Source organism: Arthrobacter sp. 01T425, from assembly GCF_056398725.1.
In genome coordinates this window covers 15535-30634 of record NZ_JBFTPY010000002.1, presented here as the reverse complement: position 1 = coordinate 30634, position 15100 = coordinate 15535, and the positions used below count along the sequence as shown (strand labels likewise).

At 68.5% G+C, this 15100-nt stretch carries 14 protein-coding genes; 4 read left to right on the top strand and 10 right to left on the bottom strand.

Annotated features, from left to right (window positions below; all coding sequences use genetic code 11):
* Positions 1 to 22 precede the first annotated feature (22 nt).
* The 8 genes from AC1DNG_RS03975 to AC1DNG_RS03940 form a co-directional block, all read right to left on the bottom strand.
* Entirely contained in the window at positions 23 to 226 is a 204-nt protein-coding gene (locus tag AC1DNG_RS03975; RefSeq protein ID WP_009357211.1) for a cold-shock protein, read from the bottom strand.
* A gap of 147 nt (positions 227 to 373) precedes the next feature.
* Positions 374 to 1321 (bottom strand): alpha/beta fold hydrolase, encoded by a 948-nt coding sequence (locus AC1DNG_RS03970; protein WP_476859424.1) that lies wholly within the window; start codon positions 1319 to 1321, stop codon positions 374 to 376.
* A gap of 87 nt (positions 1322 to 1408) precedes the next feature.
* Complete coding sequence (locus AC1DNG_RS03965; RefSeq protein WP_476886683.1) at positions 1409 to 4219, bottom strand: PEP/pyruvate-binding domain-containing protein; 2811 nt, start codon at positions 4217 to 4219, stop codon at positions 1409 to 1411.
* 166 nt (positions 4220 to 4385) lie between these two features.
* Positions 4386 to 4703, bottom strand: a complete 318-nt coding sequence (locus AC1DNG_RS03960; protein ID WP_476886682.1) for a hypothetical protein — start codon at positions 4701 to 4703, stop codon at positions 4386 to 4388.
* Positions 4704 to 4847: 144 nt separating this feature from the next.
* The gene (locus AC1DNG_RS03955) at positions 4848 to 5903 is read right to left on the bottom strand and encodes a zinc-dependent alcohol dehydrogenase family protein (protein WP_476851828.1); all 1056 of its coding nucleotides are present in this window, start codon (positions 5901 to 5903) and stop codon (positions 4848 to 4850) included.
* Between the two features lie 144 nt (positions 5904 to 6047).
* Positions 6048 to 7244 carry an acetyl-CoA acetyltransferase gene (locus AC1DNG_RS03950; protein ID WP_230008948.1) on the bottom strand — a complete coding sequence of 399 codons (1197 nt, stop codon included), beginning with the start codon at positions 7242 to 7244 and terminating at the stop codon, positions 6048 to 6050.
* Positions 7241 to 7921, bottom strand: coding sequence for a CoA transferase subunit B (locus AC1DNG_RS03945; RefSeq protein WP_230008949.1), 681 nt, complete (start codon positions 7919 to 7921; stop codon positions 7241 to 7243). The genes AC1DNG_RS03950 and AC1DNG_RS03945 overlap by 4 nt, the downstream gene beginning before the upstream one ends.
* Positions 7922 to 8003: 82 nt before the next feature.
* Positions 8004 to 8750: a CoA transferase subunit A gene (locus AC1DNG_RS03940; RefSeq protein ID WP_476874323.1), complete on the bottom strand. Its 747-nt coding sequence runs from the start codon at positions 8748 to 8750 to the stop codon at positions 8004 to 8006.
* Between the two features lie 249 nt (positions 8751 to 8999).
* Here AC1DNG_RS03940 and AC1DNG_RS03935 point away from each other — a divergent pair, with 249 nt between their 5' ends.
* Positions 9000 to 9782 carry an IclR family transcriptional regulator gene (locus AC1DNG_RS03935; protein WP_230010098.1) on the top strand — a complete coding sequence of 261 codons (783 nt, stop codon included), beginning with the start codon at positions 9000 to 9002 and terminating at the stop codon, positions 9780 to 9782.
* Positions 9783 to 9918: 136 nt separating this feature from the next.
* Positions 9919 to 10824, top strand: coding sequence for an NADP-dependent oxidoreductase (locus AC1DNG_RS03930; protein ID WP_476886681.1), 906 nt, complete (start codon positions 9919 to 9921; stop codon positions 10822 to 10824).
* A gap of 52 nt (positions 10825 to 10876) precedes the next feature.
* On the opposite strand, the gene nadE is transcribed toward AC1DNG_RS03930, so the two are convergent.
* Together nadE and AC1DNG_RS03920 are read right to left on the bottom strand one after the other, a co-directional pair.
* A complete protein-coding gene (nadE, locus tag AC1DNG_RS03925; protein WP_026539367.1) occupies positions 10877 to 11698 on the bottom strand; it encodes an ammonia-dependent NAD(+) synthetase in 822 nt (273 codons plus the stop codon).
* A 244-nt stretch (positions 11699 to 11942) separates the two neighbouring features.
* Positions 11943 to 12968 (bottom strand): LacI family DNA-binding transcriptional regulator, encoded by a 1026-nt coding sequence (locus AC1DNG_RS03920; RefSeq protein WP_223914562.1) that lies wholly within the window; start codon positions 12966 to 12968, stop codon positions 11943 to 11945.
* Positions 12969 to 13174: 206 nt separating this feature from the next.
* On the opposite strand from AC1DNG_RS03920, the gene AC1DNG_RS03915 reads away from it, so the two are divergent.
* Positions 13175 to 14023 carry a sugar phosphate isomerase/epimerase family protein gene (locus AC1DNG_RS03915; protein WP_476886680.1) on the top strand — a complete coding sequence of 283 codons (849 nt, stop codon included), beginning with the start codon at positions 13175 to 13177 and terminating at the stop codon, positions 14021 to 14023.
* Between the two features lie 52 nt (positions 14024 to 14075).
* Positions 14076 to 15083, top strand: a complete 1008-nt coding sequence (locus tag AC1DNG_RS03910) for a Gfo/Idh/MocA family protein (protein ID WP_476874326.1) — start codon at positions 14076 to 14078, stop codon at positions 15081 to 15083.
* Positions 15084 to 15100 lie beyond the last annotated feature (17 nt).

Below are 15100 nucleotides of genomic sequence, written 5' to 3'. Positions count from 1 at the left end.
GCCGGGGCTTTTTCCGGAGTACTTAGAGCGGGCGGATGTTCTCAGCCTGCGGGCCCTTCGGGCCCTGCGTGACGTCGAATTCAACCTTCTGGTTCTCGTCCAGCGAACGGTAGCCGCTGGTAGCGATTGCCGAGTAGTGGGCGAAAACGTCGGCCGACCCGTCATCCGGGGCAATGAAGCCAAAACCCTTTTCGGCGTTGAACCATTTAACTGTGCCTGTAGCCATGCCTTTATCCTTCTGAAATGCTGCTGATCTCCGGCGGCCATAAGGCCAACGGCTGCGGAGACATTCGTCCGCTGTCCCCAACGTACGGTGCGACGGGCCGCGGTGCAAGGGTCTGACGGGGGTCTTCGTCCCGGCCGGCCGCTTTCGTCAGGCCGAGACGGTGGCGTCGAAGAGCGCAATCAGGTCCCGGCTGATCTGGTACGGCGAGGTCTCGGACGGGCTGTGGCCCGCGCGGTAGACCGAAATCCGCGCACCGATCGACTTCGCGAAGCTCCGGTGCAACGCCAGCGGCCAGAGGTCGTGTTCGCCGACTGCGACAAGCTTTGGCAGCGTCGCGGCCGCCAGCACCCGCCGCAGATCCGGGGTGTGCTTCATAAGGCCGATGATGTCGACCACCGAGGCGCGGCGCGTGAACGCGAACCGGCTCCTGACGAACCGCAGCCGCTGCGGCGCCACCCGGGCAATATTGCTGCGGATGCCCCAAATCATTAATGCGGTGCCGACCCTGGAGGTGACCCAACAGCTGACCCAGCCAGCCAGGCGCACGTAGCGGAGGCTCTGCCCCGGCTCCGGCGGGCAGCTGATGAGGGTCAGGCTGCGGAACTTTTCTGGCCGCTGGACGAACGCCAGCTGGGCAACCACCGCCGCGAAGGAATACCCCACGACGTGCACCGCGCCTTGATCGGTGTCCAGCATGGCCAGGAGATCGTCGCGGAACAGCTCGTAGTCGTAGCAATTCCGGGGCGGAACGAGGTTTTCGGGCCCGGCCTGGGCGGATTCGTACTGCCCGGCGATGTCGCAGCTGAGGACGAAGTATCCGGCCGCGGCGAGCTCGGGCAGCATGAGGATGAAGTCTTCCTTGGAGCCGGTCGCGCCCGGGACTAGCAGGACGCGCGGCTTCCCGGGATCTCCGGCAGCGATCGTCGCCAAGGTCCCGCTCGGTGCCTCGAACTCACCGCGCATCACGCCTGCCGGAAGGACGGCCCAGTCGAAGTCGGGCAACGCGGCGTCCCGGCGGGCGGCATCGTCCACCAGCCCCGAACCAAAGCCCTCGGGAACCGGGCCGCCCTGTGCGTTACTGCCGGCAGACGCCATCTAACTAACATAGCCCCCTGCTGGCGGCGTGGCGGAGGTCCCGCTGCAATTCGAAGGCCCGGTGCCGGCCGGTCCGGAAGTTCACGCTCAGCCAGCCAGGCTGCCGGCGGCCGTCGCAGGGGAGAGCGGGGAATCCACCTGCCGCACCGTTCCGGCCGATCCGTCCACGGTCACGGTCTCACCGGTCCGCAAACGGGTGGTCGCGTCCGGCACGCCCACCACCGCCGGGATGCCGTATTCGCGGGCCACCACGGCGCCGTGCGAGATCACCCCGCCCATTTCCATCACCAGGGCGCCGGCCGTCATGAACAGCGGCGTCCAGCCGGGATCGGTGGAGGGTGCCACAAGGATTTCCCCGGGCTCAAGGTGCGCGCCCACCGGATCCAGGATGACCCGGACCGTTCCGGTGGCGGTGCCGGCCGACGCCGGTGTCCCGGCGAGGGCGCCGGAAGCGGGGGACTTGGCCATCACGGCCGCCTCGACGTCCGTGCCGTCGGAGAGCAGGAGCCGGGGAATCCGGCGCCGGCGCAGTTCGACGTCGTAGATCCGGTGGCGGCCCGCGACGATGCCCTTGAGGTCGGCACCCCGCAAACCCACACGGACCTCGTCGAATTCCAGGAAATACACGTCGTCCGCGGCGGCGATCGCACCGGACCGGGCCAGCTCGATGCCGATCGCGTTGAGCTGGCGGTGCATTTCCGCGAGGGCGAGGATGATGTAGAACTTGGGCAGTTCGCGCAGTCCGGACAGCTGGCGGGTCCGGCGCAGGCAGAATTCCACCAGCCGGGCACGGATCCGGCTCCGGACCCTGGTCCGTTCCACCAGGCTGCGGATCCTGGCCTCGGCATGTTCCTCGGCGCGGGCGAACTGCCGGTCGGGCGCCTGCTCGGGGTCGGCCACATGAAGGTAGTTCGAGATCATCCCGAGGATATGGTCCGGCTTCTCCGACCACCGCGGCATGCCAAGGTCGATCTCCGCCACGGCGCGGTGGCCGTAGCGGTCCAGGAACCCGTGCAGGCCGGTCTGTGCCACTGCGGGCAGCGAGCCGGCCTGGTACAGGGCGGCCAGTTCCCTTGGCCCGTGGGCCAGGAACACCTCCCGGGACGCGGCATGCGCGCCGATGGTGACGGCCAGTTGCCAGAGCTCGAGGTCCATCTCGGTGGTGACATTGTTGGGCAGACCCCGCAACACGGCCTCGAGTTCCCGCGGTGCCGCGATGCCGCGCAGCAGCCTGCGCGCCCCGGCCAGCATGAGGTACCCAACGGACGGTCCGGGCAGCGTCGCCAGGATCAGCCCGTCCACGGTGTTCTCCAGGATGCGCTGGGCGTGATCGAGCCGGCCAAAAGTGGTGGCCGGCTCCGGCAGGACAAGCTCGGATTGAAGTCGATTTCCGTAATCGAAGGCGCGGCGCAGTTCGGCGGACGGCCGCACCGCGGCCCGCACCAGGGACGGAAGCAGCCGGACCGTCAGGCCCAGGCCGGCCATGGTTCCGGGATCGCGCCCTGCGCTATTGCCCGCTGCGCCGCTGCCAGTCCCCGCCTGTCGGGGGGCCAGCCTGCCCGCTGCACCGTGCCGTGCCCGCCGGGACGGCCGTTTGCGCACGCCGAACCGCGGGTCATCCAGGAGTGCCGGAAAAACCGCGCCGGACCTGCCGTCCGCCAGCGGCAGCATCCGCAGCAGGTAGCGGCGGCCGTACCTGTTGCGCACCATGGGCGTCACGTCGACATACATCCGCAATCCCGGGTTGACGTACCGCCACGGCCCGTTGCGGTTCCGCATTGAGCCCAGCACGGAGAGCCCCATGGGGGTCAGGGGCCTGGTCAGGCCCTGGAGCAAGGTGCCGCACAGGTAGACGCGGGGGTCGGCGTCGGCCCCTGCCTCCGCGCCGAGCGGTTCGGCGGCCGCAGGCTCCGGCAGCGGATACAACGTCGTGATGGGCCGCGACTGGGTCACCCAGATCCTGCCCGCTGCGTCGATCACCCATTCCACATCCTGGGGTGTACCGAACAGCCGCTGGACGGTATCGCCGAGGGCCGTGAGTTCGCTGATCCGGGCGTCGTCCAGGCTCGGCCGCCGCCGGACTGCCGTCCCCTTCGGTGAACGGAGAAGGATGCGTCCCGTGGCCGTATCCACGACGAAATGGTCCGGGTTCACGCTGCCGGAGACCACCGCCTGGCCGGGCCCCGCGCTCGCATCGATGACCGTTTCAGTCCGGGTGCCCGTCACGGGATTGGCGGTGAAGAGCACGCCGGCGCTGGTGGCGGTGATGAGGTCCTGGACGACGACGGCGAGCCCCACCTCACGGTGGCTGATCCCGTTGGCGGCGCGGTAGGCCACGGCCCGTTCGGTCCAGAGTGAGGCCCAGCAGCGCCGGACCGACTCGACCACGGCGTCGGCTCCGGAGATGTTCAGGAAGGAATCCTGCTGGCCGGCGAAGCTGGCGAAGGGCAGGTCCTCGGCGGTGGCGGAGGACCTGACCGCCACTGTGGCCCGGCTGCCGAGCGCGGCATACGCGCCGCGAAGGGCGGCATCGACGTCGGCGGGAATCGGCGCGGTCACGATCATTTCCCGCGCCTGCCGGGCCAGTTCGCCCAGGTCCGGTCCGGGCCGGGCCAACCCGGGGCGGCCTGGCTGGCCGGGGCGGGAGCCGCCGTCGCCTGGTTCGCCGTCGCCTGGTTCGCCGTTGTCTGTTTCGTCGTCGTTCGAAGGGCCGGGCCGCGCGGCGTCCAGCCGGGCCGCCAGCGCGTCCAGTTCGGCCGGGGCCGCCTTTCGGTAGGCAACCGTGGTGAGGCAGAATCCACGGGGTACGCGGAATCCGGCGGCCGTGAGCTTGCCGAGGTTCAGGGCCTTTCCGCCCACGAGCGGCAGGGGAGCGGAACCCAGTGCGCTGAGATCCATGACGAGACTTTCCGGCGCCCTGCCATCTGCAGAACCCATTTCCCTGCTCCCACGTCCTGTCCGCGTCTTCAATCCACGTGTTCACGCCACGTATTCAAGCCGCGGGCGGCCTCCGGGTCCTGAGTCCGGCGGCGCGGCGGCACCTCCGCCAAGCGAGCCTGCCGGCCTACTGGCCGGCGTCGGCCTCGCCGGTGTCTTCCCACATAAGATCCAGGTTGCGGAAGACCGGAGGGCCGTCGCACAGGGCGGCCATCTGCGCGGCGAATTCGGAGGTCTCGGGCCGGTTGGAGTTCTCCATGGCCGACTCGTAGGAGTCGAATTCCACGATCGTGAGGTACGTTCCGGGGCGGTCGCGGTCTGCGGTGGCCATGATGCGGCGGAAGGTCGGGGCAGTGATTCCCTCCGTCCTGGAGGGCCGGCCGAGTTGCTCGATCTCCTCAATGCGGGAGGTCTGAAATTCGATGATCTGCACGAACCTGGCCATGACGGCTCCCTTGACGGCGGCGGATGCTGATGCGCTTCACGCTAGACCCTCGTCCTTGCCCGTGCAAGGGCGGGAGCTAGCAGTACAGCTAGGCCGGCGCGGGCGGCCGCGCGGGTGCAAGCGCGGCCGCCGTCGAGATCCCGGCTAGGGGGTCAGGAGGACCTTGATGGCGCGCCGTTCGTCCATCGCGCGGTAGGCCTCGGGTGCCTCCTCCAGCGGCATGACCGAGTCGAACACGCGGCCCGGATTGATGGTGCCGTTCAGCACGTCCGCCAGCAGTTCCGGGATGTACGTCCTGGCCGGGGCCATGCCGCCGCCGATCGAGATGTTGGTATCGAACAGGAAGCGCAGCGGGGCTTCGGCGCCGCCGGTGGGGACGCCGACAAAGCCGAGGGCGCCGCCCGGGCGGACGCTGTGCAGGGCCTGTTCCATGGATTCCTTGGTCCCCACGCACTCCAGCACGGAGTCGGCGAGCACACCGCCAAGCAATTCGCGGACCTTGGCGACGCCCTCGTCCCCGCGTTCGGCGACGATGTCCGTGGCCCCGAATTCGCGGGCGATCGCCTGGCGGTCGGCGTGCCGTGACATGGCGATGATCCGCTCCGCGCCGAGGCGCTTGGCGGCCAGGACGCCGCAGAGCCCGACGGCGCCGTCGCCGACCACCACGACCGTCCGGCCGGGACCGGCCTTGGCCGCGAGGGCTGCGTGGTGGCCGGTGGCCATGACGTCGGAGAGCGTGAGCAGGCTGGCGCGGAGGGCGTCGTCCGGGTCGGTGACGCCCGGGACCTTGACCAGCGTGGACTCGGCGAGCGGTACGCGCACGGCCTGGCCCTGGCCGCCGTCGATCCCGTGGCCGGTGTCATCCTTGCCGCCCCAGCCGGCGAGGTGGTCGCAGGCGACAGTGACGCCGTCGAGGCACTGCGGGCACGCGCCGCAGCTGACCACGAACGGGGCGATCACGTAGTCGCCCACGGCGAGGTCTTTGATGTCGTCGCCGATGCTTTCGACCGTCCCGATGAACTCGTGCCCGATCGCGGACGGCTTGTGGGTGGGCTTGACCCCGCGGTACGGCCAGAGGTCCGAGCCGCAGACGCAGGAGGCGGTGACCTTCACGATGACGTCGGTGGGCAGCTGGAGGGTGGGGTAGTCGCGGTCTTCGACTCGGATGTCGCCGGGACCGTGGATGATGGTGGCGCGCATGGGTGCTCCTCGCATTGTGGTGGATGGGCTGGGAACGAGTTTAGTCCCGTGGCATGCCGGCCACGCAGGCGAGGACAAGCAACGCGGGGTCAGGTACGGCCCATCAAGCCGCCCGGCATGGGCTGTATCTGACCCCGCGTTGCTTTAGAGGGCTTCGAGCACGCTGACGTAGTTGGCGATGCCCACGCCGCCCATGTTCTGCACCGCGGCCCGGCGCGGGTTGGCCAGCTGCATGTCGCCGGCGGTCCCGGTGAGCTGCATCGCGGCGATGACGTGCTGGGAGACGCCGGTGGCGCCGACGGGGTGGCCCTTGGCCTTGAGCCCGCCCGAGACGTTGACCGGCAGCTTGCCGTCCTTGAAGACCCAGCCTTCTTCCAGCGCCCGGGCGCCCTGGCCGCGTTCGGCCAGCCCCATGGCCTCGTACATGAGCAGTTCGGCAATGGTGAAGCAGTCGTGGACTTCCGCGAAGTCGAGCTCCTCCAGCCCGACGCCGGCCATCCCCAGGGCCCGCTGCCAGGAGGCGCGTGTGGCGGCGAATTCGGTCGGGTCCCGGCGCTCGGCGGGGAAGAAATCGTTCGCCTGACCGAAGCCGGCGAGCCGCACCGGGGCGGTTGCCCCGCCGGTAGGGGCAACGCTGAGGACGACGGCGGCGGCGCCGTCGGAGACGGGGGAGCAGTCGGTGCGGCGCAGCGGATCGGCCACCATCGGGTTCTTGTCCGAGACGGTGCGGCAGAACTCCTCGCCGAGGTCCTTGCGGAGCTGGGCGTAGGGGTTGTCGACGCCGTTGCGGTGGTTCTTCGCCGCGATGGTGCCCAGGACGTCGCCGAGCTTTCCGTTGCTGTCGCCGTAGCGCTTGCCGTAGTGCTTCGCGACCTCCGCGAAGAGCCCGGTGAACCCGGTGGTGGAGGCCTTGCCGGCCATGTCGTAGTCCGCGCCGAGCAGGGCCGCGCCCACGACGTCGGCCCCGGCGTGGGTCATCTTTTCGGCGCCGATCACCAGGACGGTCTTCGCGGTGCCGGCAAGCAGGGACTTGGTGCCCTGCTGGAATGCGGCCGAGCCGGAGGCGCAGGCGTTCTCCACCCGAGTGGAGGGAACGTTGGCCAGTTGATCCGAGACCTGCAGTGCCAGGGAGGACGGGAAGGCCAGCGGCATCATGCCGGAGTTGAACTGGCCGAGGTAGATCTCATCGATCTGGCCGGGCTCGATCCCGGCGTTGCCGATCGCCTCGGTGGCGACCTGCACGATCAGGGACTCCAGGGTTTCTTCGCTCAGCTTGCCGAACCGGCTGTGGCCCCAGCCGGTGAGCAGGACGTCCTTGCCGAACTGGTCTTTGAGGCTCATGCCGTCGCTCCTTCAAATTCGAGCGCGACATCGAAGTCGGCTTCGGTCTTTTCGCGGATTTCCTCCACGGTGACGCCGGGCGCGAGGCGCGTGAGCGTGAGCTTCCGCCCGCCGCCTGCTTTGTGTTCATTCTTCACAAGGTCGAAGACCGCGAGGTCGCTGATGATGCGGTCCACGCAGCTGAGCCCGGTGAGCGGCAGCGTGCATTCCTTGACGATCTTGGCGCTGCCGTCCTTGGCGTTGTGCTCGGTCAGGACCACGACGCGCGGGGTGCCGGCCACGAGGTCCATGGCGCCTCCCATGCCCTTGACCATCTTGCCGGGGATGGTCCAGTTGGCGAGGTCGCCGGCACCGGAGACCTGCATGGCACCGAGGATCGCGACCTTCACGTGGCCGCCGCGGATCATGCCGAAGGACGTCGCGGAGTCGAAGATGCTGCCGCCGGGCAGGACCGTGACGGTCTGCTTGCCGGCGTTGATCAGGTCCGCGTCTTCCTCGCCCTCGAAGGGGAATGGGCCCATGCCGAGCAGGCCGTTCTCGCTCTGCAGGACAACGCGGACGCCGTCGGGCAGGTTGTTGGCCACCAGCGTGGGGATGCCGATGCCAAGGTTGACGTAGTCGCCGTCGTTCAGTTCTTCGGCCGCGATTGCGGCCATTTCATCTCGGGTCCAGGCCATGGTGGTTCTCCTTGGAAAGTCAGGGTGCAAAGGGTGGGGCGCCAACGCCGGCGCGCCCGGGGTGGGCGGCGCTCGGGCCGGATTAGACGGTGACGGCGGAGGCGGCCTGCGCCGCCGCCGCTTCCGCTGCGGGCCGCGGGCGGACGGTGCGCTGTTCGATGTCCTTGACGCGGCCGCTGGCCTGGACCAGGCGCTGGACGAACACGCCGGGGGTGATGATGTGGTTCGGGTCCAGCTGGCCGGGCTCGACGATCACTTCGGCCTCGGCGACCGTCACGGCTCCCGCGGTAGCCACCACCGGATTGAAGTTCTGCGCGGTATACCGGTAGATCAGGTTGCCGTCGGTGTCGGCCGTGCGGGCGTGAACCAGGGCGACGTCGGCCTTGATGGCGCGCTCCTGGACATAGGTCTCGCCGTCGAACTCCGCCAGCGGCTTGCCTTCGGCGACGAGGGTGCCCACGCCGGTCTTCGTGTAGAACGCCGGGATGCCGGCGCCGCCGGCGCGCAGCCGCTCAGCAAGGGTGCCCTGCGGGGTGAACTCCACCTCCAGCTGGCCGGCGAGGTACTGCTCGGCGAAGAGCTTGTTTTCCCCAACGTAGGACGCGATGACCTTACGGACCTGGCCGCCTTCGATCAGGACCCCGAGGCCCTTGCCGTCCACGCCCATGTTGTTGGAGACGACAGTCAGGTCCTTCACCCCGGAGTCCCGCACCGCCTCGATCAGGTCAGCGGGGATCCCGCTGAGCCCGAAACCGCCGACGGCGAGCGTCATGCCGTCGCGCAGTACGTCCTGCAAAGCGGCCGCTGCCCCGGATTTCACCTTTGACATTGCATCTCCTCATTGAGCTCGTCTTGCTGTCCACCCCGGCAATCCACTTTGTGGACTCCATGTCTGAAGAAGGAGCCTATGGTGTGTCACAGACCACTGTCAACGTGGAGTCTCGCCGCTAACTGGCGGAATTTACAGTGTGGACGCTACCCTTAGGACTATCCATTATGTGGATACCTGATGGTGAAATTGGGTAAAAGCAGCGTGGGAGAAAGCATCATTCAGTTCCGGGCCGACGTGAGGCAAGCAATGAATACAACCCCCGTCCAGGGCGCCCAGGTGGTCAGCCGGGCAGCCGGCCTGCTGCGCCTGGTCGGCCGGAAGCCGGAGGGCTGCCCCCTGGTGGAGCTCGTGCGCGAATCCGGCCTGACACGGCCCACCGTGCACCGGCTGCTGAGCTCGCTCGCGGCCGAGGGGCTGCTGGACCAGGACCCGGGCAGCGGCAACTGGGTCCTGGGACCGGAGATCCTGCTGCTGGGGTCCGTGGCCTCGGCGCGCTTCCCCCTGGAGGACATCGCGAGGCCGAGCCTGCGCCGCCTGGCCGAAGAGACCGGCGAAAGCGCTTTCTTCTCCATCCGCCGCGGCAACGAGACCGTGTGCCTGCTCCGGGAAGAAGGCAGCTTCCCGGTCCGTTCCTTCGTGCTGCACGAGGGGGTGCGGTTCCCGCTGGGCGTCGCCTCCGCCGGCACCGCCATCATGGCCTTCCTGCCGGCACAAGAGCAGGAAGAACTGCTCGCCAACTGGGCAGCCCATGCCGGCAGCTTTGCGGCCGCGCACACCGCAGCACTGGTCAGGGAGAACCTGGAAGCGACGCGGCAGGCCGGCTATTCGGTCAATCCGGGGCTGGTCCTGGAAGGCAGCTGGGGGATGGGTGCGGCGGTCTTCGACCAGCGGGGGCGCCCCGCCTGGGCGCTGTCCCTGACCGGCATCGAACCGCGCTTCCGGGAGGACCGGCGTCCGCAGCTGGGGCGGCTGCTCCTGGAAGAAGCGCACCGGATCTCCACGCTGCTGACCCGCTCGCCAGGCGCCTGACCCTCGTCACGGGCCCCGGTTCGGCTCAGGCTGCCTCGGACAATTCAACTTGCCGGGCGACTCTTGCGCAGCCGCCGCTTGTGCCAGAAGCTGGCAGCACAGGCCGCAGCGCGTCGAGCCGAAGGAGCAAAGCCCCGTGAAAGACACCAAGATCTCTTTCGATCACTATGGCAGCCCGGACGTCGTCACCGTTGGCGAGGAGAAACCGCCGGTTCCGAGGGAGAACGAGGTCCAGTTGGGAATCCGCGCCGTCGGCGTCAACCCGGTGGACTGGAAAGTCGTCGCCGGCTACCTGGAGCCGTACCTTGCCCTGGACTTCCCTGCAGTTCCCGGCTGTGAGGCGGCAGGAATCGTGACCGCCGTTGGCCCCGGCGTGACCGGCTATGAGGTGGGTGACGACGTCATCTGGAATGGCATTTCCGGGGCCTACCGTGCCGTGGCCAATTTTCCGGTCGACCAGCTGACGCCAAAGCCCGCGGGCATCGATTTCGAGCAGGCGGCATGCGTCGCGATAGCTGGCGGCACAGCGTATTCGGCGCTGGTTCAGCTTGGCATTGGCGTGGGGGACACGGTCCTCATCCACGGCGCAGCGGGCGGGGTCGGCTCGGCGGCGGTCCAGATAGCACGGCACCTCGGCGCCCGGGTCATCGGGACCGCTTCAGAGCAGAACCACGACTACTTGCGCGGCCTCGGCGCCGTGCCTGTGGCCTATGGCGAAGGGCTCGTGGAACGCGTCCGCGCACTGGGCACCATCACCGCCGTCGTGGACACCTTTGGCGGGGAGGAGACGACGACGGCGACGGTCCATTTGCTTGGCGGCCACGGCGCCGCGGTGACCACAGTGCCTGGAAAGGAGGCCAACGCCGCCGGAATTGCACCGGTCAGGCTGCTGGACGGACGGGTAGCGGAGGCGGCCCGGCTGTCGGCCGGGGGAAAGCTCCGCTTCAGCATCCAGGAGCGGATTCCCCTCACCGATGCGGCCCGGGCATTGGTCATCAGCCGCGCAGGCCATGTCCGGGGCAAACTCGTGCTGATCCCGTGATTGGACCCCCGCGGGGCGAGCCTGCAGCCCGGCCCGGGGCTCTCGGCTCAGGCTATTTCCACCAGGTGTCGAAAATCGTCACCGGGACCGTGCGCTTGTGGCGGGTCCGCAGGTACATCGCCTCGATCCGTTCGGCAGCGGCATCGGGTACGTCACGGCCCTCGAGGTAGTCATCGATCAGGTCGTAGCCCAGGCCGAGTTCGTCCTCGTCGGTGCGGCCCGGCTTGCCGTCCAGCAGATCCGCCGTCGGAACCTTTTCCCAGATCCGGGCCGGTGCGCCGAGTTCCGCCAGCAGGGCGCGGTTCTGGCGCTTGTTAAGGCCGAACAGCGGCAGGATGTCCGCGCCGCCGTCGCCGAACTTGGTGAAGAACCCCGTGACGGACTCGGCGCCGTGATCCGTGCCGATCACCAGGTAGTTGTGCTCGCCGGCCAGGGCGTACTGGGCAATCATCCGGGTCCGGGCCTTGGTGTTGCCCTTGTGGAAATCGGAGATCTCCGTGCCCACGGTCTTCTCGAACTCGTCCTCGAAGCCATCTACTGCGGCCGAGATGTTGAACGTCCATTCGGTCTTGGCTCGCACGAAGTCCAGGGCCGCCTGCGCGTCGTCCTCGTCATGCTGGACGCCGTAGGGCAGCCGCACGGCCACGAAGTTCGCCTCGGTGCCCTCGGCCTCGAGTTCCTCGACCGCCAGCTGGGCCAGCCGCCCGGCCAGGGAGGAGTCCAGGCCGCCCGAGATGCCCAGGACGAAGCCCTTGGTGTGGGTGGCCGTCAAGTATTCCTTCAGGAACGTCACGCGTTTGCGCACCTCCCCGGCAGGGTCGATCCGGGGCTGTACGCCCATTTCCTCGATGATCTTCGCCTGGAGTTCACGCATGCCTCACAGCCTAGTCAGCGGTGTCAACAGCGCTCAACTATTGCGCCCGGACCGGCGGCTGACGGGCGGATCCGGCGTCGAAATGGCTTCGGTTCCGGACGGCGGCTACGGTTTCGGACCGTTGCGACTTGGATCCCCGGTGCGCCGGTCCGAATTCGGCGCCCCTGTCCGGAACCGCCGCGAAAACCGCACCGCCGGCCGACGCCTGCCCGGTCCTGACTGGGCACCGGCCCGGACGCCGGGCCTATTGAGCCTGCCGCACCGGACCGGTGGAGCCGCGGACCGTGAGATGGGTGGGCATCACGGACCGGCTTCGGGTGCCACCGCCGGCGAGCGGGTTCAGCTGGGCCAGCAGCATGGACACCGCCACGCGGCCGGCCTGCTCGATCGGGGAGGCCATGGTGGACAGCGGCGGATTGCAGAAGTCGGCGCCAAAGATGTCGTCGCAGCCCACAATGCTCATGTCCTGCGGGACGCGGATGCCGCGTTCGCGAAGGCGCTGGAGCATGCCGATGGCGATGAGGTCGTTGAACGCGAGGCAGGCGGTGACCCCGCTGTGGACGGCGGCGTCCGCGGCTGCCGCGCCGGACTGTGTCTTGGGGGCGAACGGACCGAGCCGGCGCACCTCCACGCCGCGTTCCTCGGCTGCCACGGACAACGCGGTCCACCGCCGTTCGCTGGACTGCGACGTCGTCGGGCCGGCCACATAGGCCACCCGGGTGTGCCCCAGCGAGATCAGGTGGTCCAGCGCCTGGCTGGTGCCGGATGGGGTGTCGATCAGGACCGCGGGAACGCCGGGCACGTCACGGTTGATCGCGACCATGGGCATCTTCGCCGCCGCGTTCAGCAGAGCTTCGTCGCTGAGCCGGGATGCGGCAACGATGATGCCGTCGGCGCTCTTGCGCAGCTGCTCCACGGTGCTGGCCTCCACCTCGTCGGATTCTTCCGTGTCCACCAGCAACTGGGTGTACCCGGCCGCCTTGAGCTGGAGCTGAGTTCCCCTGATGAGGTCGAAGTAGAACGGGTTGGTGATATCCGGAACCAGGACTCCCACCGCGCCCGTGCGCCCGGAACTCAGCGCCTTCGCCTGGCTGTTGGGTGTGTAGTGCAGCCGGGCCGCGGCCGCCTCGATCCGCTGCCGTGTCCTGATGTTGACCCGGTCCGGCGTGGAGAGGGCACGGGAAACCGTGGAGGCCGCCACGCCACAGAGCGCGGCGATGTCATGGATGGTGGCCGGGCGGTCCACTGCTGCTGGTTGCGTCGTCGCCACGGCGCTCCTCTCTGAACGTGGTGGCCGGGCTGTGATTGCCGCCACAGGGCCGGTCAGCAAAGCATGCCACAGATTGTCAGAATTTGGCAACCGGTTGTCATTTGAATGCGGTGATGGCTAGACTGGGGCCCACATCGTTTGTGAACTGCGTCACCGCGCCGGAGCCGGAAGCTGCCCGCGGCGGCCGCGAAACCCAGGAGATCCGCGTGAGCAAAACACCACCCGCAGTCTGGTCGCTGTCAGGCTTCGGCGACGAAATAGATCCGGACCCGGCAGTTCAGGCCGCCGTGCTCCTGGCGCTGGGCGCAAGCCACATCGAGGTCCGCAGCGCCTGGGGCACCAACGTCTCCGAGATGCAGCCCGCGCAGGTTGCCCGGCTCAAGGAAATCCTGGATGAAAAGGGCCTCAAGGTCTCGGCCGTGGCCAGCCCCATCGGGAAGGTGGACGTGAGCCTGCCGGTGGAGCAGGAGCTGGCACGGCTCCGGCAGATCATCTCAGTGGCCAGGGGGCTGGATACACAATACGTCCGCATTTTCTCCTTCTTCCGGGCCGAGGGGCGCAGCGCGGAAGACATCCGCGAGGACGTCCTGGCCCGTATGGGCGCGCTGGCGGCGCTCGCCGCGGAATCCGGCGTCGTGCTCCTGCACGAAAACGAAAAGGGCATCTATGGCGATACCCCGCAGCGCGTGCTGGACATCATGGAATCCGTGAACTCGCCCGCGCTCCGCATCGCGTGGGACAACGCCAACTTCGTCCAGGTGGGCGTCAAGCCCTATACCGAGGGCTACGCCATGCTGCGCCCCTACCTCGAGTACTTCCAGGTCAAGGACGCGCTCGCCACCACCGGGGAAGTAGTCCCCTCCGGTGAGGGCGACGGCGAACTCGACGCCACCATCGCCGCCCTCAAGGCGGACGGTTACGCCGGCTTCGCCTCGCTGGAACCCCACCTGGCCAGCGCCCACGAACTCGGCGGCTTCTCGGGCCCGGCGGCCTTCGGCACCGCGGCCCGCGCCTTTGCCGCGCTGGCCGCGAAAAACCAGATCGAACTCGTGTAATCGGCCTTCTTTAGCAGGCATGCACCACCCCTAGGGAAAGAGGGAACTCCGGATGCCAAAGGCGGCAATCATCGGCTGCGGCGACGTGTCGGTCGTTCACTTTGAAGCACTTGCAGGGATGGACGACGCCGAATTGGTGGCCGTCTGTGACCCGGATCCGGCACGCCGGGCGGCGGCGCAGGAGGCCCACGGCGTCCCCGGCTTCGAGGACTACCGCGACATGCTGGAGGTGGCAGCTCCCGACGTCGTGCACATCACCACCCCGCATCACGAACACGCGGCGATAGCGATCGAATGCCTGCGCCGCGGGGTCCACGTGGTGCTGGAAAAGCCCCTGGCGCACACCCTGGCCGAGGGCGAAAGGCTGCTGGCCGCGGCTGCCGACAGCACGGCCAAAATTGCCCTGTGTTTCCAGAACCGCTACAACGCCCCGGTGCAGGAAATGCGCCGGCTGCTGGACTCCGGCGAGCTGGGCCAGGTGCGGGGGGCCTCGGCCACGGTCATGTGGCACCGCAATGCCGATTACTACCTCAGCCGGCCCTGGCGCGGAAGCTGGGCCGAGGGCGGCGGCGGGCTGATGATGAACCAGGCCATCCACACCGTTGACCTGCTGCAGTGGCTGGTGGGCGACGTCGTCGCGCTCGCCGGCAGCGCCTCGACCCATGTGCTGGCAGAAACCATCGAGGTGGAGGACACGGCGGAGTTCGCAGCGCTGCACAGCAGCGGGGCGCGCTCCGTCTTCTACGCCACCCTGGCTAACACCGTCAACGCACCGGTCACGCTGGACATCAGCACCGAGAGGGCTGCATTGAGCCTGCGCGGGGACCTGACAGTCACTTACGACGACGGGCGCAGCGAGGTGGTGCGTGAACGCGCCAAGGGATCCGGCGGCCGGTCCTACTGGGGCGTTTCGCATGCCCTGCTGATCGCAGATTTCTATGCCGGACTGGCGCAACCGGGCCCGTTCTGGATTGACGCCGCCGAAGGGGCGAAGTCGCTGCGGATCGTGAAGGAACTCTACCGCCAGTCCTACCCCGGCTCTGAGGAAAAAGTGTCCTGACCGAAGCCGCCGCCGCG

Excerpts from the sequence above, each read along its gene's own strand:
- AC1DNG_RS03975 (WP_009357211.1), bottom strand. The coding sequence starts at position 226 with ATGGCTACAGGCACAGTTAAATGGTTCAACGCCGAAAAGGGTTTTGGC.
- AC1DNG_RS03970 (WP_476859424.1), bottom strand. The coding sequence starts at position 1,321 with ATGGCGTCTGCCGGCAGTAACGCACAGGGCGGCCCGGTTCCCGAGGGC.
- AC1DNG_RS03965 (WP_476886683.1), bottom strand. The coding sequence starts at position 4,219 with ATGGATCTCAGCGCACTGGGTTCCGCTCCCCTGCCGCTCGTGGGCGGA.
- AC1DNG_RS03960 (WP_476886682.1), bottom strand. The coding sequence starts at position 4,703 with ATGGCCAGGTTCGTGCAGATCATCGAATTTCAGACCTCCCGCATTGAG.
- AC1DNG_RS03955 (WP_476851828.1), bottom strand. The coding sequence starts at position 5,903 with ATGCGCGCCACCATCATCCACGGTCCCGGCGACATCCGAGTCGAAGAC.
- AC1DNG_RS03950 (WP_230008948.1), bottom strand. The coding sequence starts at position 7,244 with ATGAGCCTCAAAGACCAGTTCGGCAAGGACGTCCTGCTCACCGGCTGG.
- AC1DNG_RS03945 (WP_230008949.1), bottom strand. The coding sequence starts at position 7,921 with ATGGCCTGGACCCGAGATGAAATGGCCGCAATCGCGGCCGAAGAACTG.
- AC1DNG_RS03940 (WP_476874323.1), bottom strand. The coding sequence starts at position 8,750 with ATGTCAAAGGTGAAATCCGGGGCAGCGGCCGCTTTGCAGGACGTACTG.
- AC1DNG_RS03935 (WP_230010098.1), top strand. The coding sequence starts at position 9,000 with ATGAATACAACCCCCGTCCAGGGCGCCCAGGTGGTCAGCCGGGCAGCC.
- nadE (WP_026539367.1), bottom strand. The coding sequence starts at position 11,698 with ATGCGTGAACTCCAGGCGAAGATCATCGAGGAAATGGGCGTACAGCCC.
- AC1DNG_RS03910 (WP_476874326.1), top strand. The coding sequence starts at position 14,076 with ATGCCAAAGGCGGCAATCATCGGCTGCGGCGACGTGTCGGTCGTTCAC.